Annotated in this window: 28 protein-coding genes; all 28 read left to right on the top strand. The window is 54.7% G+C overall.

Annotated elements, in window-relative coordinates:
- Nucleotides 1-9: 9 nt before the first annotated feature.
- Nucleotides 10-2,115, top strand: a complete 2,106-nt coding sequence (gene fusA / locus CFBP1590_RS03350) for an elongation factor G (protein ID WP_004883662.1) — start codon at nucleotides 10-12, stop codon at nucleotides 2,113-2,115.
- A 31-nt stretch (nucleotides 2,116-2,146) separates the two neighbouring features.
- A complete protein-coding gene (gene tuf, locus CFBP1590_RS03355; RefSeq protein ID WP_025995600.1) occupies nucleotides 2,147-3,340 on the top strand; it encodes an elongation factor Tu in 1,194 nt (397 codons plus the stop codon).
- Nucleotides 3,341-3,481: 141 nt separating this feature from the next.
- A complete protein-coding gene (gene rpsJ, locus CFBP1590_RS03360) occupies nucleotides 3,482-3,793 on the top strand; it encodes a 30S ribosomal protein S10 (RefSeq protein ID WP_003186070.1) in 312 nt (103 codons plus the stop codon).
- Between the two features lie 81 nt (nucleotides 3,794-3,874).
- Nucleotides 3,875-4,510: a 50S ribosomal protein L3 gene (gene rplC / locus CFBP1590_RS03365; protein ID WP_024687032.1), complete on the top strand. Its 636-nt coding sequence runs from the start codon at nucleotides 3,875-3,877 to the stop codon at nucleotides 4,508-4,510.
- A 12-nt stretch (nucleotides 4,511-4,522) separates the two neighbouring features.
- Nucleotides 4,523-5,125, top strand: coding sequence for a 50S ribosomal protein L4 (gene rplD / locus CFBP1590_RS03370; protein ID WP_004883668.1), 603 nt, complete (start codon nucleotides 4,523-4,525; stop codon nucleotides 5,123-5,125).
- Entirely contained in the window at nucleotides 5,122-5,421 is a 300-nt protein-coding gene (rplW, locus tag CFBP1590_RS03375; protein ID WP_002555488.1) for a 50S ribosomal protein L23, read from the top strand. The genes rplD and rplW overlap by 4 nt, the downstream gene beginning before the upstream one ends.
- 14 nt (nucleotides 5,422-5,435) lie before the next feature.
- Complete coding sequence (rplB, locus tag CFBP1590_RS03380) at nucleotides 5,436-6,260, top strand: 50S ribosomal protein L2 (RefSeq protein ID WP_003186055.1); 825 nt, start codon at nucleotides 5,436-5,438, stop codon at nucleotides 6,258-6,260.
- A gap of 16 nt (nucleotides 6,261-6,276) precedes the next feature.
- A complete protein-coding gene (rpsS, locus tag CFBP1590_RS03385; protein ID WP_004883670.1) occupies nucleotides 6,277-6,552 on the top strand; it encodes a 30S ribosomal protein S19 in 276 nt (91 codons plus the stop codon).
- Nucleotides 6,553-6,565: 13 nt separating this feature from the next.
- Nucleotides 6,566-6,898 carry a 50S ribosomal protein L22 gene (gene rplV / locus CFBP1590_RS03390; RefSeq protein ID WP_002555485.1) on the top strand — a complete coding sequence of 111 codons (333 nt, stop codon included), beginning with the start codon at nucleotides 6,566-6,568 and terminating at the stop codon, nucleotides 6,896-6,898.
- Between the two features lie 13 nt (nucleotides 6,899-6,911).
- Entirely contained in the window at nucleotides 6,912-7,598 is a 687-nt protein-coding gene (gene rpsC, locus CFBP1590_RS03395) for a 30S ribosomal protein S3 (protein ID WP_003176422.1), read from the top strand.
- A 12-nt stretch (nucleotides 7,599-7,610) separates the two neighbouring features.
- Nucleotides 7,611-8,024 (top strand): 50S ribosomal protein L16, encoded by a 414-nt coding sequence (gene rplP / locus CFBP1590_RS03400; protein WP_002555482.1) that lies wholly within the window; start codon nucleotides 7,611-7,613, stop codon nucleotides 8,022-8,024.
- On the top strand, nucleotides 8,024-8,215 hold the full coding sequence (gene rpmC, locus CFBP1590_RS03405; protein WP_002555481.1) for a 50S ribosomal protein L29: 192 nt from the start codon (nucleotides 8,024-8,026) through the stop codon (nucleotides 8,213-8,215). The genes rplP and rpmC overlap by 1 nt, the downstream gene beginning before the upstream one ends.
- 2 nt (nucleotides 8,216-8,217) lie before the next feature.
- Nucleotides 8,218-8,484 (top strand): 30S ribosomal protein S17, encoded by a 267-nt coding sequence (gene rpsQ, locus CFBP1590_RS03410; protein ID WP_002555480.1) that lies wholly within the window; start codon nucleotides 8,218-8,220, stop codon nucleotides 8,482-8,484.
- A gap of 23 nt (nucleotides 8,485-8,507) precedes the next feature.
- Entirely contained in the window at nucleotides 8,508-8,876 is a 369-nt protein-coding gene (rplN, locus tag CFBP1590_RS03415) for a 50S ribosomal protein L14 (protein WP_002555479.1), read from the top strand.
- Between the two features lie 11 nt (nucleotides 8,877-8,887).
- A complete protein-coding gene (gene rplX / locus CFBP1590_RS03420; protein ID WP_002555478.1) occupies nucleotides 8,888-9,202 on the top strand; it encodes a 50S ribosomal protein L24 in 315 nt (104 codons plus the stop codon).
- A gap of 20 nt (nucleotides 9,203-9,222) precedes the next feature.
- The gene (gene rplE, locus CFBP1590_RS03425) at nucleotides 9,223-9,762 is read left to right on the top strand and encodes a 50S ribosomal protein L5 (protein ID WP_029241915.1); all 540 of its coding nucleotides are present in this window, start codon (nucleotides 9,223-9,225) and stop codon (nucleotides 9,760-9,762) included.
- 13 nt (nucleotides 9,763-9,775) lie between these two features.
- Nucleotides 9,776-10,081, top strand: a complete 306-nt coding sequence (gene rpsN / locus CFBP1590_RS03430) for a 30S ribosomal protein S14 (RefSeq protein WP_002555476.1) — start codon at nucleotides 9,776-9,778, stop codon at nucleotides 10,079-10,081.
- Between the two features lie 213 nt (nucleotides 10,082-10,294).
- On the top strand, nucleotides 10,295-10,687 hold the full coding sequence (gene rpsH / locus CFBP1590_RS03435) for a 30S ribosomal protein S8 (RefSeq protein ID WP_004883681.1): 393 nt from the start codon (nucleotides 10,295-10,297) through the stop codon (nucleotides 10,685-10,687).
- A gap of 12 nt (nucleotides 10,688-10,699) precedes the next feature.
- Nucleotides 10,700-11,233 (top strand): 50S ribosomal protein L6, encoded by a 534-nt coding sequence (rplF, locus tag CFBP1590_RS03440; RefSeq protein WP_004883684.1) that lies wholly within the window; start codon nucleotides 10,700-10,702, stop codon nucleotides 11,231-11,233.
- Nucleotides 11,234-11,243: 10 nt separating this feature from the next.
- Nucleotides 11,244-11,594, top strand: a complete 351-nt coding sequence (gene rplR, locus CFBP1590_RS03445) for a 50S ribosomal protein L18 (protein ID WP_002555473.1) — start codon at nucleotides 11,244-11,246, stop codon at nucleotides 11,592-11,594.
- A 3-nt stretch (nucleotides 11,595-11,597) separates the two neighbouring features.
- Nucleotides 11,598-12,098 (top strand): 30S ribosomal protein S5, encoded by a 501-nt coding sequence (gene rpsE, locus CFBP1590_RS03450; protein WP_024687031.1) that lies wholly within the window; start codon nucleotides 11,598-11,600, stop codon nucleotides 12,096-12,098.
- Nucleotides 12,099-12,100: 2 nt separating this feature from the next.
- Nucleotides 12,101-12,277 (top strand): 50S ribosomal protein L30, encoded by a 177-nt coding sequence (gene rpmD / locus CFBP1590_RS03455; protein WP_003444363.1) that lies wholly within the window; start codon nucleotides 12,101-12,103, stop codon nucleotides 12,275-12,277.
- Nucleotides 12,278-12,280: 3 nt separating this feature from the next.
- Nucleotides 12,281-12,715 carry a 50S ribosomal protein L15 gene (gene rplO, locus CFBP1590_RS03460; protein ID WP_004883688.1) on the top strand — a complete coding sequence of 145 codons (435 nt, stop codon included), beginning with the start codon at nucleotides 12,281-12,283 and terminating at the stop codon, nucleotides 12,713-12,715.
- The gene (secY, locus tag CFBP1590_RS03465) at nucleotides 12,716-14,050 is read left to right on the top strand and encodes a preprotein translocase subunit SecY (protein WP_004883689.1); all 1,335 of its coding nucleotides are present in this window, start codon (nucleotides 12,716-12,718) and stop codon (nucleotides 14,048-14,050) included.
- Nucleotides 14,051-14,078: 28 nt separating this feature from the next.
- A complete protein-coding gene (gene rpmJ, locus CFBP1590_RS03470; protein WP_002555468.1) occupies nucleotides 14,079-14,195 on the top strand; it encodes a 50S ribosomal protein L36 in 117 nt (38 codons plus the stop codon).
- Between the two features lie 130 nt (nucleotides 14,196-14,325).
- Nucleotides 14,326-14,682 (top strand): 30S ribosomal protein S13, encoded by a 357-nt coding sequence (gene rpsM, locus CFBP1590_RS03475; RefSeq protein ID WP_004883692.1) that lies wholly within the window; start codon nucleotides 14,326-14,328, stop codon nucleotides 14,680-14,682.
- A 30-nt stretch (nucleotides 14,683-14,712) separates the two neighbouring features.
- Nucleotides 14,713-15,102 (top strand): 30S ribosomal protein S11, encoded by a 390-nt coding sequence (gene rpsK, locus CFBP1590_RS03480; protein WP_002555466.1) that lies wholly within the window; start codon nucleotides 14,713-14,715, stop codon nucleotides 15,100-15,102.
- Between the two features lie 18 nt (nucleotides 15,103-15,120).
- Complete coding sequence (gene rpsD, locus CFBP1590_RS03485; RefSeq protein ID WP_002555465.1) at nucleotides 15,121-15,741, top strand: 30S ribosomal protein S4; 621 nt, start codon at nucleotides 15,121-15,123, stop codon at nucleotides 15,739-15,741.

Genomic DNA, 15,741 nt, shown 5'->3' on the forward strand with positions numbered 1-15,741 from the left:
GAGGGCTTTATGGCTCGTACTACACCGATTGGCCGTTACCGTAACATTGGTATCGTCGCTCACGTGGATGCTGGTAAAACCACCACCACCGAGCGCGTCCTTTTTTACACCGGCAAAAGTCACAAGATGGGCGAGGTGCATGACGGCGCCGCGACCACGGACTGGATGGTTCAAGAGCAGGAGCGTGGTATTACCATTACTTCTGCTGCCATCACTGCCTTCTGGCAGGGTTCGGAAAAGCAGCACAAGGACCAGTATCGCTTCAACGTCATCGATACCCCGGGCCACGTTGACTTCACCATTGAAGTTGAACGTTCCCTGCGTGTACTCGACGGCGCGGTCGTGGTGTTCTGTGGTACTTCCGGCGTAGAGCCGCAGTCCGAAACCGTATGGCGTCAAGCCAACAAGTACGGTGTTCCACGTATCGTTTACGTGAACAAGATGGACCGTGCCGGTGCTAACTTCCTGCGCGTTATCGCTCAGATCAAGCAGCGCCTGGGTCACACGCCAGTGCCAATCCAGTTGGCTATCGGTTCCGAAGACAACTTCCAGGGTCAGATCGATCTGATGTCCATGGAGGCTGTTTACTGGAATGATTCCGACAAGGGTATGGTTCCTGTTCGCAAGCCGATCCCTGAAGAGCTTCAGGAGCTGGCTGACGAGTGGCGCAGCAACATGGTCGAGGCTGCGGCCGAAGCCAATGAAGAGCTGATGAACAAGTACCTCGAAGGTGAAGAGCTCACCAACGCGGAAATCAAGGCCGCTCTGCGTCAGCGCACCATTGCTGGCGAGATCGTTCTGGCTGTTTGCGGTTCTTCGTTCAAGAACAAGGGCGTTCCCCTGGTTCTCGACGCCGTGATCGACTACCTGCCGGCTCCAATCGATATTCCTGCTATCAAGGGTTCCGACCCTGATAACGAGGAAATTCAAATGGAGCGTCATGCAGACGACGACGAGCCGTTCTCGGCTCTGGCGTTCAAGATCGCTACCGACCCATTCGTGGGTACCCTGACCTTCGTCCGCGTTTACTCGGGCGTGTTGGCATCCGGCGACGGAGTGATCAACTCGGTCAAGGGCAAGAAAGAGCGCGTGGGTCGTATGGTGCAGATGCACGCAAACGCCCGCGAAGAGATCAAGGAAGTACGCGCTGGCGACATCGCGGCCCTGATCGGCATGAAGGACGTCACCACTGGTGAAACCTTGTGCAACGCTGACAAGCCAATCATCCTGGTTCGCATGGACTTCCCGGAGCCAGTTATTTCGGTTGCCGTTGAGCCAAAGACCAAGGATGACCAGGAAAAAATGGGTATCGCACTGGGCAAACTTGCTCAGGAAGACCCGTCTTTCCGCGTAAAAACTGATGAAGAGACTGGTCAAACGATCATCTCTGGCATGGGCGAGTTGCACCTGGACATCCTGGTTGACCGGATGCGCCGTGAGTTCAACGTCGAAGCCAACATCGGCAAGCCTCAGGTTTCCTATCGTGAGCGCATCACGAAGAACTGCGAAATCGAAGGCAAGTTCGTTCGTCAATCCGGCGGTCGTGGCCAGTTCGGTCACTGCTGGATCCGTTTTGCGCCTGCTGACGAAGGTCAGGAAGGTCTGCAATTCGTGAACGAAGTGGTGGGTGGTGTTGTTCCTAAGGAATACATCCCGGCTATCCAGAAGGGTATCGAAGAGCAGATGAAGAACGGCGTTGTTGCCGGCTATCCGCTGATCGGCCTGAAGGCTACCGTGTTTGATGGTTCTTACCACGACGTCGACTCGAACGAGATGGCGTTTAAGGTGGCTGCTTCCATGGCGACCAAGCAACTGGCCCAGAAGGGCGGTGGTGAGTTGCTTGAGCCGATCATGGCGGTAGAGGTTGTTACGCCTGAAGACTATATGGGTGACGTGATGGGCGACCTTAACCGTCGTCGCGGCATGATTCTGGGTATGGAAGATACGGTTTCCGGCAAGGTTATCCGCGCCGAGGTTCCGTTGGGTGAGATGTTCGGTTATGCGACCGACGTTCGCTCCATGTCTCAGGGTCGCGCAAGCTACTCTATGGAATTCAAAAAATACAATACAGCGCCGTCGCACATCGTCGAAACTGTAACCAAAAAACAAGGCTGATTCAGCGCCTTTAGGCTAGGAGTTATTTGTCGTGGCTAAAGAAAAATTTGAACGTAACAAACCGCACGTCAACGTTGGCACCATCGGTCACGTTGACCATGGTAAAACCACGCTGACCGCAGCTCTGACTCGTGTTTGCTCCGAAGTTTTCGGTTCCGCCAAGGTTGACTTCGACAAGATCGACAGCGCCCCGGAAGAGAAGGCTCGTGGTATCACCATCAACACCGCTCACGTTGAATACGATTCGGCCGTTCGCCACTACGCGCACGTTGACTGCCCAGGTCACGCCGACTACGTAAAAAACATGATCACCGGTGCTGCGCAGATGGACGGCGCTATCTTGGTTTGCTCCGCTGCTGACGGCCCGATGCCTCAGACTCGCGAGCACATCCTGCTGTCCCGTCAGGTTGGCGTTCCGTACATCGTTGTCTTCCTGAACAAGGCTGACATGGTTGACGACGCTGAGCTGCTGGAACTGGTTGAAATGGAAGTGCGTGACCTGCTCAGCACCTACGATTTCCCAGGTGACGACACTCCGATCATCATCGGTTCGGCTCTGATGGCTCTGAACGGCCAAGACGACAACGAGATGGGCACTACTGCTGTCAAGAAACTGGTTGAAACTCTGGACAGCTACATCCCAGAACCAGTTCGTGCTATCGACAAGCCGTTCCTGATGCCAATCGAAGACGTTTTCTCCATCTCCGGTCGCGGTACTGTTGTAACCGGTCGTGTTGAGCGTGGCATCATCAAGATCCAGGAAGAAGTAGAAATCGTAGGTCTGCGTGACACTACCAAGACTACTTGCACTGGCGTCGAGATGTTCCGCAAGCTGCTGGACGAAGGTCGTGCTGGTGAGAACTGCGGCGTTCTGCTGCGTGGCACCAAGCGTGACGACGTTGAGCGTGGCCAGGTTCTGGTCAAGCCAGGCACCGTCAAGCCGCACACTCAGTTCGAAGCTGAAATCTACGTTCTGAGCAAGGAAGAAGGCGGTCGTCACACTCCGTTCTTCAAAGGCTATCGTCCACAGTTCTACTTCCGTACTACCGACGTAACTGGTAGCTGCGAACTGCCGGAAGGCACCGAAATGGTTATGCCAGGTGATAACGTTAAAGTTTCCGTTACCCTGATCAAGCCTATCGCAATGGAAGACGGTCTGCGTTTCGCTATCCGTGAAGGCGGTCGTACCGTCGGCGCTGGCGTCGTAGCCAAAATCATCGCCTAAGCGTTGATGTCCTGAAAGAGCCCCCGCCTTGCGGGGGCTTTTTTATTGGGTTGACACCCTGTCTGCTCGTCTATAGAATTGCGCCTCCTTTTAACGGGCGTATTGCGCTCGGTGGGAACAGCAATCTGGAGTCTGAATCCAATGCAAAACCAGCAAATCCGTATCAGGTTGAAGGCTTTTGACCATCGCCTGATCGACCAATCAACCCAGGAAATCGTGGAAACCGCGAAACGTACTGGTGCACAGGTGCGTGGTCCGATTCCACTGCCGACTCGTAAAGAGCGGTTCACCGTTCTGGTTTCTCCGCACGTCAACAAAGACGCGCGCGACCAGTATGAGATCCGTACTCACAAGCGCGTTCTGGACATCGTCCAGCCAACGGATAAAACCGTTGACGCTCTTATGAAGCTCGATCTTGCGGCCGGTGTGGAAGTTCAGATCAGCCTCGGCTAAGACTTGGGTCTTAGTCGTGTAACGCTCTGAAATGGGCGGCCATAGCGGGTGAAAGCCCCGTACACTCATGAGGTTTACAACATGACTATTGGTGTAGTCGGTCGTAAATGCGGTATGACCCGTATTTTCACCGAAGAAGGTGTCTCCATTCCGGTCACGGTCATTGAGATCGAGCCGAATCGCGTCACTCAGTTCAAAACCGAAGAAACCGATGGCTATCGTGCAGTGCAAGTCACTGTCGGCGAGCGTCGTGCTTCGCGTGTTACAGCCGCTCAGGCTGGCCACTTCGCCAAGGCGAACGTAGCTGCCGGTCGTACCATCATGGAGTTCCGTCTTGAAGAAGGCGACTACCAGGCTGGCGATCTGATCAACGCTGAAATCTTCGCTGCAGGTCAACTGGTTGATGTAACCGGTCAGTCCAAAGGTAAAGGCTTCCAGGGTACGATCAAGCGCTGGAATTTCCGTGGTCAGGATAACACCCACGGTAACTCCGTCTCCCACCGCGTCCCGGGCTCTATCGGCCAGTGCCAGACTCCTGGTCGTGTATTCAAGGGCAAAAAAATGTCCGGTCATATGGGCGCTGAGCGCGTGACCGTGCAGTCCCTGGAAGTAGTGCGCGTGGACGCTGAACGCAATCTGTTGTTGGTCAAGGGTGCTGTTCCTGGCGCTACTGGCGGCAACCTGGTTGTACGTCCGGCAGCCAAGGCTCGCGGTTAAGGGGAAGCTGACATGCAATTAAATGTAAATGACGCTCAAGCAATCGAAGTTTCCGAACTGACATTTGGCGGCGAATTCAACGAGACGCTGGTTCACCAGGCAGTCGTGGCCTACATGGCTGGCGGTCGTCAGGGTAGCAAGCAGCAAAAGACCCGTTCTGACGTATCCGGTGGCGGTAAGCGCCCATGGCGTCAAAAGGGTACTGGCCGCGCTCGTGCCGGTACTATCCGTAGCCCAATCTGGCGTGGCGGCGGTACCACTTTCGCAGCTCGTCCACAGGACCACTCTCAGAAGCTCAACAAGAAGATGTATCGCGCAGCACTGCGCTCCATCCTTGCTGAACTGGTTCGTACTGATCGTCTGGTCGTGGTTCAGGACTTCGCTGTTGAAGCACCGAAAACCAAAGACTTGCTGAGCAAGCTGAATGGCATGGGTCTGACTGATGTCCTGATCGTGTCTGACGCTGTTGACCAGAATCTGTACCTGGCTGCTCGTAACCTGCCGCACGTTGATGTTCGTGACGTACAGGGTTCCGATCCAGTTAGTCTGATCGCATACGACAAGGTGTTGATCACCGTGTCGGCCGTGAAGAAATTCGAGGAGCTGCTGGGATGAACCAGGAACGCGTATTTAAAGTTCTACTTGGCCCGCACGTTTCCGAAAAGGCCACGGTTCTGGCTGACAAGAAAGGCCAGTTCGTTTTCAAGGTTGCAACTGACGCAACCAAGCTGGAAATCAAGAAGGCCGTCGAAAGCCTGTTCAGCGTGAAAGTAGAGCGTGTTACTACCCTGAATGTTCTGGGTAAGAGCAAGCGCACTGCTCGCGGTCTGGGCAAGCGTAATGACTGGAAGAAGGCAGTTATCTCCCTTCAGCCAGGCCAAGATCTCGATTTCAGCAGCAGTGCTGAGTAAGGAAGGGGTGCATCATGGCAATCGTTAAATGCAAACCGACTTCCCCTGGCCGCCGTTTTGTGGTCAAGGTGGTCAACCAGGAGCTGCATAAAGGCGCTCCTCACGCACCGCTGCTCGAGAAAAAATCGAAGTCTGGTGGTCGTAACAACAATGGCCGTATCACTACCCGTCACATCGGTGGTGGCCATAAGCAGCATTATCGTCTGGTCGACTTCCGTCGCAACGACAAAGATGGCATCGCTGCCACTGTCGAGCGTATCGAATACGATCCAAACCGTACTGCTCACATTGCTCTGCTGCTTTACGCAGACGGCGAGCGCCGCTACATCATCGCCCCTAAAGGCGTGAGTGCTGGCGACCAGCTGATTGCGGGTGCTCTGGCACCAATCAAGCCGGGCAACGCTCTTCAACTGCGCAACATTCCAGTTGGTAGCACCGTACACGGCATCGAATTGAAGCCAGGTAAAGGCGCACAGATCGCACGTTCCGCTGGTGCTTCCGCACAGCTGATCGCTCGTGAAGGTGTGTACGTAACCCTGCGTCTTCGCTCCGGTGAAATGCGTAAAGTATTGGCTGAATGCCGTGCAACGCTTGGCGAAGTCTCGAACTCCGAGCACAGCCTGCGTTCGCTGGGTAAAGCTGGTGCCAAACGCTGGCGTGGCGTTCGCCCAACCGTTCGTGGTGTTGCCATGAACCCGGTTGACCACCCACATGGTGGTGGTGAAGGTCGTACCTCTGGTGGTCGTCATCCGGTATCGCCGTGGGGCTTCCCGACTAAGGGCGCGAAGACTCGTGGTAATAAGCGTACCGACAAAATGATCGTCCGTCGTCGCAAGTAAATAGAGGGATACGACAGTGCCACGTTCTCTGAAAAAAGGTCCTTTTATTGATCTTCACCTACTGAAGAAGATCGAAGTGGCGGCGGAAAAGAACGATCGCAAACCAGTTAAAACCTGGTCGCGTCGTTCGATGATCCTGCCACAAATGGTCGGTTTGACCATTGCAGTGCATAACGGTCGTCAACATGTTCCCGTTCTCGTGAGCGAAGACATGGTCGGCCATAAACTGGGCGAGTTTGCCGGTACCCGCACATATCGTGGGCACGTGGCAGACAAGAAAGCCAAGCGTTAAGGGGTAAGGAACGATGGAAGTAGCCGCTAAGTTGTCGGGCGCTCGAATCTCCGCCCAGAAAGCCCGCTTGGTCGCCGACCAGATCCGCGGGAAGAAGGTGGGCGAAGCGCTCAACCTGTTGGCTTTCAGCAGTAAGAAAGCCGCCGAGATCCTGAAGAAAGTGCTGGAGTCGGCTGTAGCCAACGCCGAGCATAACGAAGGCGCAGACGTTGATGACCTTAAGGTCTCCACCGTTTTCGTCAACGAAGGGCGTTCGCTGAAGCGAATCATGCCACGTGCCAAAGGCCGTGCTGATCGCATCGTCAAGCGGTCTTGCCATATCACTGTCAAGGTTGCTGACAAGTAACGGAGTCGAAGAGATGGGTCAGAAAGTACATCCCATTGGCATTCGCCTGGGAATCGTCAAGGAGCACACCTCCGTCTGGTACGCCGACGGTCGGACTTATGCGGACTATTTGTTCGCTGATCTGAAGGTGCGAGAGTATCTCCAAGACAAACTAAAAAGCGCGTCCGTAAGCCGTATCGATATCCATCGTCCGGCTCAGACTGCACGTATCACCATCCACACCGCTCGTCCCGGCATCGTGATCGGCAAGAAAGGTGAAGATGTTGAGAAACTGCGTCAGGACCTGACCAAGCAAATGGGTGTGCCTGTGCACATCAATATCGAAGAGATCCGCAAGCCGGAGCTGGACGGTATGTTGGTTGCGCAGAGCGTAGCTCAGCAGCTGGAGCGTCGTGTAATGTTCCGTCGCGCTATGAAGCGCGCTGTACAGAACGCAATGCGCATTGGTGCCAAAGGCATCAAAATCCAAGTGAGCGGTCGTCTCGGCGGTGCTGAAATCGCACGTACTGAATGGTATCGCGAAGGGCGTGTGCCATTGCACACCCTGCGTGCCGACATCGACTATGCCAACTACGAAGCTCACACCACTTATGGTGTGATCGGTGTAAAGGTTTGGATCTTCAAAGGCGAAGTAATTGGTGGTCGCCAAGAAGAACTGAAACCACAAGCACCAGCGCCTCGTAAAAAAGCTGCTAAGTAAGGGGTACGCCAAATGTTGCAACCAAAGCGTACGAAGTTCCGCAAGCAGATGACCGGCCACAACCGTGGTCTGGCACTGCGCGGTAGCAAAGTCAGCTTCGGCGAGTTCGCGCTGAAGTCTGTCGCTCGTGGTCGTCTCACCGCTCGTCAGATCGAGTCAGCGCGTCGTGCTCTGACCCGTCACGTAAAACGTGGCGGCAAGATCTGGATCCGTGTATTCCCGGACAAGCCTGTCACCAAGAAGCCACTCGAAGTTCGGATGGGTAAAGGTAAGGGTAACGTCGAGTACTGGGTTGCCCAGATTCAGCCAGGCAAAGTCCTGTATGAAATCGAGGGTGTTACTGAAGAGCTGGCGCGTGAGGCTTTCGCCCTGGCTGCTGCAAAGCTGCCACTCGCCACCTCCTTTGTTAAGCGGACGGTGATGTGATGAAAGCGAATGAACTTCGTGAAAAATCAGCACAGCAGCTGAACGAGCAACTGCTCGGCCTGCTGCGCGACCAGTTCAATCTGCGTATGCAGAAAGCAACTGGCCAGTTGGGGCAGTCTCACCTGCTCTCGCAAGTTAAGCGTGACATCGCTCGCGTGAAGACTGTGCTCAACCAGCAGGCAGGTAAGTAATCATGGCTGAAGCCGAAAAAACCGTCCGTACGCTGACTGGCCGTGTCGTCAGCGACAAGATGGACAAGACCATCACCGTTCTGATTGAGCGTCGCGTAAAGCACCCAATCTACGGTAAATACGTTAAGCGTTCGACTAAGCTGCACGCGCACGACGAAACCAACCAGTGCCATATCGGCGACAAGGTCACGATTCGTGAAACTCGTCCGGTAGCCAAGACCAAGTCTTGGGCATTGGTTGATATCCTCGAACGCGCTGTGGAAGTCTAAGGGCTAAGGGTCGGAGAAATTATATGATTCAGACTCAATCCATGCTCGATGTGGCCGATAACAGCGGCGCACGCCGCGTTATGTGCATCAAGGTGCTGGGTGGCTCCCATCGTCGTTACGCTGGTATCGGTGACATCATCAAAGTAACCGTGAAGGAAGCAATTCCGCGCGGCAAGGTGAAGAAAGGCCAAGTGATGACTGCTGTTGTAGTCCGCACTCGCCATGGCGTTCGTCGTGCAGACGGCTCCATCATCCGCTTCGATGGTAATGCTGCTGTTCTGTTGAACAACAAGCAGGAGCCGATCGGTACCCGTATCTTTGGGCCAGTGACGCGTGAACTTCGTACTGAGAAGTTCATGAAGATCGTCTCGCTCGCCCCAGAAGTTCTGTAAGGAGATCCGACATGCAAAAGATTCGTCGTGACGACGAGATCATCGTGATCGCCGGCAAAGACAAAGGTAAGCGCGGTAAGGTGCTCAAGGTTCTCGCTGACGACCGTCTGGTCGTTGGTGGGATCAACCTGGTGAAGCGCCATACCAAGCCTAACCCGATGTCGGGCGTACAGGGCGGTATCGTCGAGAAAGAAGCGCCACTGCACGCTTCCAACGTCGCCATTTTCAACGGCGCAACCAACAAGGCTGACCGCGTTGGTTTCAAAGTTGAAGACGGCAAGAAAATTCGTGTCTTCAAGTCGACCCAAAAAGCGGTTGATGCTTGAACACTGCTAGGTAGAAGACCATGGCACGACTAAAAGAGATTTACCGGAAGGAAATCGCTCCGAAGCTTAAGGAAGAACTTAAGCTCGCGAACGTGATGGAAGTTCCGCGCGTTACCAAAATCACCCTGAACATGGGTCTGGGCGAAGCGATCGGCGACAAGAAAATCATCGAGCACGCTGTTGCTGACCTGGAAAAGATCACCGGTCAAAAAGTCGTTGTGACTTACGCTCGGAAATCCATCGCTGGCTTTAAAGTCCGTGAAGGATGGCCGATCGGCGTCAAAGTGACTCTGCGCCGCGATCGTATGTATGAATTCCTGGATCGTCTGCTGTCGATCTCCCTGCCTCGGGTTCGCGACTTCCGCGGCCTGAATGCCAAGTCCTTCGATGGTCGTGGTAACTACAGCATGGGCGTGAAAGAGCAGATCATTTTCCCGGAAATCGACTACGACAAGATCGATGCTCTCCGCGGTCTGGACATCACCCTGACCACCACTGCCAAGAACGATGATGAAGGCCGCGCATTGCTGCGTGCTTTCAAATTCCCGTTCCGCAACTGATTGGAGTAGGAAAATGGCCAAGAAGAGCATGAAAAACCGTGAGCTGAAGCGTCAGCTCACTGTTGCCAAGTACGCCAAGAAGCGTGCCGAGCTTAAAGCAATCATCGTTGATCTGAACGCAAGTCCAGAAGCGCGTTGGGAAGCTACCGTAGCTCTGCAGAAGCAACCACGTGACGCAAGCGCTGCGCGCATGCGTAACCGTTGCCGCATCACTGGTCGTCCACACGGCGTTTACCGCAAGTTCGGCCTTGGCCGTAACAAGCTGCGTGAAGCTGCCATGCGTGGCGACGTACCAGGTCTGGTTAAAGCCAGCTGGTAAGGCGCAACTCTCGCTTCAATCCGATCGACGGCGCAGGTTGTCGGTTGGAATGAAGCCTGAATTTGAATCAAGCCCCTTTTGGGGCTTGATTCATTTCCGGGGTAGGACTAGAATTGCCGGCTCGCCTGAGCCCGTGTTTTCACTTGCCCGGAAAATCTCGGCGATAAGCTGTAGCCGTAAGGCTAATTATTTTGTTTTAGGAGCGTCTAGCCCATGAGTATGCAGGACCCGTTAGCGGACATGCTAACTCGTATCCGTAATGCCCAGATGGCTGAAAAGCCCGTCGTAAGCATGCCATCTTCCACGTTGAAGGTTGCTGTAGCAAAAGTCCTGAAGGACGAAGGCTACATTGCGGGTTATCAGATCAGCAGCGAAGTTAAACCATCGCTGTCCATCGAGCTTAAGTACTTCGAAGGCCGTCCGGTCATTGAAGAAGTTAAGCGCGTCAGCCGCCCAGGCTTGCGTCAGTACAAGTCCTCCGACGATCTGCCAAAAGTTCGTGGCGGTCTCGGTGTGTCTATCGTCTCCACCAACAAAGGTGTGATGACGGATCGTGCTGCGCGCGCTGCCGGTGTCGGTGGCGAAGTGCTTTGCACTGTGTTCTAAGGGGGGATAAGCATGTCACGCGTAGCTAAGAACCCCGTTAAGTTGCCATCCGGCGTCGAAGTCAAACTCGTCGGCCAGCAGCTTTCGGTGAAGGGTGCCAAGGGCACTCTAGAACTGAACGTCCATTCGTCTGTTGAGATTGTTGAAGAAGCTGGTGAGCTGCGTTTCGCCGCTCGCAATGGCGATCAACAAACCCGCGCAATGGCCGGCACAACTCGTGCACTGGTTAACAACATGGTCCAGGGCGTAAGCCAAGGCTTCGAGCGCAAGCTCCAGCTGGTCGGTGTTGGTTACAAAGCGCAAGCAAAAGGCACGGTCCTGAACCTGGCACTTGGCTTCTCGCACCCGGTGGATTACGAATTGCCGAATGGCATCACCGCTGAGACCCCCAGCCAGACCGATATCCTGATTCGCGGTATCGATAAGCAGTTGGTTGGTCAAGTGGCCGCTGAGATCCGCGACTTCCGCCGTCCTGAGCCTTACAAAGGCAAAGGTGTGCGTTACGCGGACGAAGTCGTCCGCCGTAAAGAAGCCAAGAAGAAGTAGGGCATAGCAAATGACCGTCAAAAAAGTTACCCGACTGCGTCGCGCTCGCAAAGCACGCCTGAAAATGCACGAGCTGGAAGTCGTGCGTCTCTGCGTGCACCGCTCTTCGCAGCACATTTATGCCCAGGTCATTTCGGCCGACGGCAGCAAAGTCCTGGCAAGCGCCTCGACTTTGGACAAAGAACTGCGTGATGGCGCCACTGGCAACATCGACGCGGCCACTAAGGTTGGCAAGCTGGTCGCCGAGCGTGCAAAAGCCGCGGGCGTATCGCAAGTGGCTTTCGACCGTTCTGGCTTCAAGTACCACGGCCGTGTCAAAGCGCTGGCTGATGCTGCTCGTGAAGGCGGGCTGGAGTTCTAAGTTATGGCAAATAACGACCAAAAACGCGACGAAGGCTACATCGAGAAGCTGGTTCAAGTTAACCGCGTGGCCAAAACCGTAAAAGGCGGCCGTATCTTCACTTTCACTGCGTTGACCGTAGTGGGTGATGGTAAAGGGCGCGTTGGCTTTGGCCGTGGCAAGTCACGTGAAGTGCCTGCTGCAATTCAGAAAGCGATGGAAGCTGCTCGCCGCAACATGATCCAGGTGGATCTGAACGGCACCACACTGCAGTACGCAATGAAGTCCGCCCATGGCGCTTCGAAGGTGTACATGCAGCCTGCTTCTGAAGGTACCGGTATCATCGCTGGCGGCGCTATGCGCGCAGTGCTGGAAGTTGCTGGTGTTCAGAACGTGTTGGCCAAGTGCTACGGCTCGACTAACCCTGTAAACGTGGTTCACGCCACTTTCAAGGGTCTGAAGGGCATGCAGTCTCCTGAGTCCATCGCTGCCAAACGTGGCAAGCGTGTTGAGGAGATCATCTGATCATGGCTACCGTAAAAGTAACGCTGATCAAAAGCATGACCGGCCGCATCCCTAATCACAAATTGTGCATTAAGGGTTTGGGTCTGCGTCGCATCGGTCACACTGTAGAAGTCCTGGATACTCCCGAAAATCGCGGGATGATCAACAAGGCTTACTACATGCTGCGAGTCGAGGGTTAATCGATGAAACTCAATGATCTGAGTCCAGCGCCGGGTTCCCGTCGCGAAAAGCATCGTCCGGGCCGTGGTATCGGTAGCGGTTTGGGTAAGACTGGTGGCCGCGGCCACAAAGGTCAAACCTCCCGCTCCGGTGGCACCATTGCTCCGGGCTTTGAGGGCGGCCAACAGCCGCTGCATCGTCGCCTGCCAAAATTCGGTTTCGTTTCCCTGAAAGCCATGGACCGCGCAGAAGTGCGTCTGTCCGAGTTGGCCAAGGTGGAAGGCGACATCGTAACTGTGCAGACCCTGAAGGATGCCAACGTGATTAACCAGAACGTACAGCGTGTGAAAATCATGCTGTCGGGCGAAGTTACTCGCGCTGTCACCATCAAAGGTATCGCCGCCACCAAAGGTGCGCGTGCGGCTATCGAAGCAGCTGGCGGCAAGTTCGAGGAATAAATGGCTAAGCAAGGTGCTCTCTCTGCGCTCGGCAAAGGCGGTATGTCTGAACTCTGGGCTCGTCTGCGTTTTCTGTTCCTGGCGATTATCGTCTACCGAATAGGCGCACACATCCCGGTTCCAGGTATCAACCCGGACCGACTCGCAGAACTGTTTCGACAGAATGAGGGGACCATTCTTAGCTTGTTCAACATGTTTTCCGGTGGCGCGCTGGAACGGATGAGCATCTTTGCACTGGGGATCATGCCGTACATTTCGGCATCGATCATCATGCAGTTGATGACCGCCGTCAGCCCGCAACTGGAGCAGTTGAAGAAGGAAGGTGAAGCTGGCCGTCGCAAGATTAGCCAGTACACCCGCTATGGCACCGTAGTCCTGGCTCTGGTTCAAGCTGTCGGCATGTCCGTCGGCCTGGCCAGTCAGGGCGTAGCGTTTTCTGGGGACCTGGGTTTCCATTTTGTGGCCGTAACCACCTTCGTGGCAGGTGCGATGTTCATGATGTGGCTGGGCGAGCAGATTACCGAACGCGGTGTCGGTAACGGTATCTCGATGTTGATTTTCGCAGGTATCGTCGCCGGTCTTCCGAGAGCGATAGGGCAGTCTTTCGAGTCTGCACGTCAGGGTGATATCAATATCTTCGCTCTGGTCGCGATCGGTTTGCTGGCAGTAGCGATCATCGGTTTCGTGGTCTTCATTGAGCGTGGTCAGCGTCGTATCGCCGTTCACTACGCCAAGCGTCAGCAGGGCCGCAAGGTCTTCGCTGCGCAGACAAGCCACTTGCCGCTGAAAGTGAACATGGCTGGTGTGATTCCGGCCATTTTTGCGAGCAGCATTTTGCTGTTCCCGGCTTCGCTGGGTTCCTGGTTTGGTCAGTCTGAAGGTCTGGGCTGGTTGCAGGACATCTCGCAGTCGATCGCTCCTGGTCAGCCGTTGAATATTCTGCTGTTTAGTGCAGGGATTATTTTCTTCTGCTTCTTCTATACGGCGTTGATGTTCAATCCGAAAGACGTAGCGGAAAACCTGAAGAAGTCCGGTGCCTTTATTCCGGGTATTCGTCCAGGCGAGCAGTCGGCGCGCTACATTGATGGCGTTTTGACTCGTTTGACCATGTTCGGTGCTCTTTATATGACGGCCGTGTGTCTGCTTCCCCAGTTTCTGGTGGTTGCGGCAAACGTACCGTTCTACCTTGGCGGGACCTCGTTGCTGATCGTGGTCGTGGTTGTGATGGACTTCATGTCCCAAGTGCAATCTCACCTCGTTTCGCACCAGTATGAATCCCTGATGAAGAAAGCCAACCTGAAGGGCTACGGTGGCAGCGGCGGTATGCTGCGCTGAAGCACCCCTAAGGTTCGAGGAGTTGGTGATGAAAGTTCGTGCATCGGTGAAAAAGCTGTGCCGTAACTGCAAGATTATTCGCCGCGAAGGTGTTGTTCGAGTAATTTGCAGCGCGGAACCACGTCATAAGCAGCGCCAAGGCTGATTGTGATTTGTGCTTAAGCCCAGCAGCTAGTGCGCTGCTGGGTTGATTATTTGTTACTACAGCGATATTATCTCGCGCCCTATTTCTTGGCTTCCGGGGCGTAGGTAGCTGTCAATTGGAGTCCCACTGAATGGCCCGTATTGCAGGCGTTAACATTCCAGATAACAAGCATACTGTTATCTCGCTGACCTACATCTATGGTGTTGGTCGCACCACTGCACAGAAAATTTGTGCAACCACCGGGGTTAACCCGGCGGCGAAGATCAAAGATCTGAGCGACGAGCAGATTGAACAGCTGCGTGGCGAAGTGGCGAAGTTCACCACTGAAGGTGACCTGCGTCGCGAAATCAACATGAAAATCAAGCGCTTGATGGACCTGGGCTGCTATCGCGGTCTGCGTCATCGTCGTGGTCTGCCAGTACGCGGTCAGCGTACCAAGACCAACGCGCGTACTCGCAAAGGTCCGCGTAAGCCGATCCGCAAGTAATCGCTCCAGCGCAACGACAGGAATTTAGTCATGGCAAAACCTGCTGCTCGTCCTCGTAAAAAAGTTAAAAAGACAGTGGTTGATGGCATCGCCCACATCCACGCGTCGTTTAACAACACAATCGTCACCATTACCGATCGTCAAGGTAACGCTCTTTCGTGGGCTACCTCCGGCGGTTCGGGTTTCCGTGGTTCCCGCAAGTCCACGCCGTTCGCTGCTCAGGTAGCTGCTGAACGTGCTGGTCAAGCTGCGCTGGAATACGGTCTGAAGAACCTCGACGTCAATGTCAAGGGTCCAGGCCCAGGTCGTGAATCCGCTGTCCGTGCATTGAACGGCTGTGGCTATAAGATCGCCAGCATCACCGACGTGACGCCAATCCCGCACAACGGGTGCCGTCCGCCGAAGAAGCGCCGCGTGTAATCCAGGAGACTGTAAGAAATGGCTCGTTACATTGGTCCAAAATGCAAACTTGCTCGTCGTGAAGGCACCGATCTCTTTCTGAAGAGCGGCGTTCGCGCTATCGAATCCAAGTGCAACATCGAAGCAGCTCCAGGCATCCACGGCCAGCGCCGCGGTCGCCAGTCCGATTACGGTACTCAGCTGCGTGAAAAGCAAAAAGTCCGTCGTATCTACGGCGTTCTCGAGCGTCAGTTCAGCGGCTACTACAAAGAAGCCGCCGGCAAGAAAGGCGCAACAGGTGAGAACCTGCTGCAGCTGCTCGAATGCCGTCTGGACAACGTTGTATACCGCATGGGCTTCGGCTCGACTCGTGCCGAATCCCGTCAATTGGTTTCGCACAAGTCTGTTAGCGTCAACGGCAAAACCGTTAACGTTCCTTCTTATCAGGTTCGTGCTGGCGACGTTGTTGCTATCCGCGAAAAGGCTAAGAACCAACTGCGTATTGTCCAGGCTCTCGATCTGTGTGCCCAACGTGGCCGCGTAGAATGGGTAGAAGTAGACACTGAGAAGAAATCGGGCGTTTTCAAGAACGTACCAGCTCGCAGTGATCTATCCGCCGACATCAACGAAAGCCTGATTGTCGAGCTCTACTCCAAGTAA

The sequence above is a fragment of the Pseudomonas viridiflava genome (assembly GCF_900184295.1).
Taxonomy (GTDB): domain Bacteria; phylum Pseudomonadota; class Gammaproteobacteria; order Pseudomonadales; family Pseudomonadaceae; genus Aquipseudomonas; species Aquipseudomonas viridiflava.

Coding starts and splice junctions, on each gene's coding strand:
- rplB (WP_003186055.1), top strand. CDS start 5,436: ATGGCAATCGTTAAATGCAAACCGACTTCCCCTGGCCGCCGTTTTGTG.
- rplN (WP_002555479.1), top strand. CDS start 8,508: ATGATTCAGACTCAATCCATGCTCGATGTGGCCGATAACAGCGGCGCA.
- rplX (WP_002555478.1), top strand. CDS start 8,888: ATGCAAAAGATTCGTCGTGACGACGAGATCATCGTGATCGCCGGCAAA.
- rpsM (WP_004883692.1), top strand. CDS start 14,326: ATGGCCCGTATTGCAGGCGTTAACATTCCAGATAACAAGCATACTGTT.
- rpsH (WP_004883681.1), top strand. CDS start 10,295: ATGAGTATGCAGGACCCGTTAGCGGACATGCTAACTCGTATCCGTAAT.
- rpmC (WP_002555481.1), top strand. CDS start 8,024: ATGAAAGCGAATGAACTTCGTGAAAAATCAGCACAGCAGCTGAACGAG.
- rpmD (WP_003444363.1), top strand. CDS start 12,101: ATGGCTACCGTAAAAGTAACGCTGATCAAAAGCATGACCGGCCGCATC.
- rpsN (WP_002555476.1), top strand. CDS start 9,776: ATGGCCAAGAAGAGCATGAAAAACCGTGAGCTGAAGCGTCAGCTCACT.
- rplF (WP_004883684.1), top strand. CDS start 10,700: ATGTCACGCGTAGCTAAGAACCCCGTTAAGTTGCCATCCGGCGTCGAA.
- rplC (WP_024687032.1), top strand. CDS start 3,875: ATGACTATTGGTGTAGTCGGTCGTAAATGCGGTATGACCCGTATTTTC.
- rpsQ (WP_002555480.1), top strand. CDS start 8,218: ATGGCTGAAGCCGAAAAAACCGTCCGTACGCTGACTGGCCGTGTCGTC.
- rplR (WP_002555473.1), top strand. CDS start 11,244: ATGACCGTCAAAAAAGTTACCCGACTGCGTCGCGCTCGCAAAGCACGC.
- rpsD (WP_002555465.1), top strand. CDS start 15,121: ATGGCTCGTTACATTGGTCCAAAATGCAAACTTGCTCGTCGTGAAGGC.
- rplE (WP_029241915.1), top strand. CDS start 9,223: ATGGCACGACTAAAAGAGATTTACCGGAAGGAAATCGCTCCGAAGCTT.
- rpsK (WP_002555466.1), top strand. CDS start 14,713: ATGGCAAAACCTGCTGCTCGTCCTCGTAAAAAAGTTAAAAAGACAGTG.
- rpsJ (WP_003186070.1), top strand. CDS start 3,482: ATGCAAAACCAGCAAATCCGTATCAGGTTGAAGGCTTTTGACCATCGC.
- fusA (WP_004883662.1), top strand. CDS start 10: ATGGCTCGTACTACACCGATTGGCCGTTACCGTAACATTGGTATCGTC.
- rplP (WP_002555482.1), top strand. CDS start 7,611: ATGTTGCAACCAAAGCGTACGAAGTTCCGCAAGCAGATGACCGGCCAC.
- rplV (WP_002555485.1), top strand. CDS start 6,566: ATGGAAGTAGCCGCTAAGTTGTCGGGCGCTCGAATCTCCGCCCAGAAA.
- rplO (WP_004883688.1), top strand. CDS start 12,281: ATGAAACTCAATGATCTGAGTCCAGCGCCGGGTTCCCGTCGCGAAAAG.
- secY (WP_004883689.1), top strand. CDS start 12,716: ATGGCTAAGCAAGGTGCTCTCTCTGCGCTCGGCAAAGGCGGTATGTCT.
- rpsC (WP_003176422.1), top strand. CDS start 6,912: ATGGGTCAGAAAGTACATCCCATTGGCATTCGCCTGGGAATCGTCAAG.
- rplW (WP_002555488.1), top strand. CDS start 5,122: ATGAACCAGGAACGCGTATTTAAAGTTCTACTTGGCCCGCACGTTTCC.
- rpsE (WP_024687031.1), top strand. CDS start 11,598: ATGGCAAATAACGACCAAAAACGCGACGAAGGCTACATCGAGAAGCTG.
- rpmJ (WP_002555468.1), top strand. CDS start 14,079: ATGAAAGTTCGTGCATCGGTGAAAAAGCTGTGCCGTAACTGCAAGATT.
- rplD (WP_004883668.1), top strand. CDS start 4,523: ATGCAATTAAATGTAAATGACGCTCAAGCAATCGAAGTTTCCGAACTG.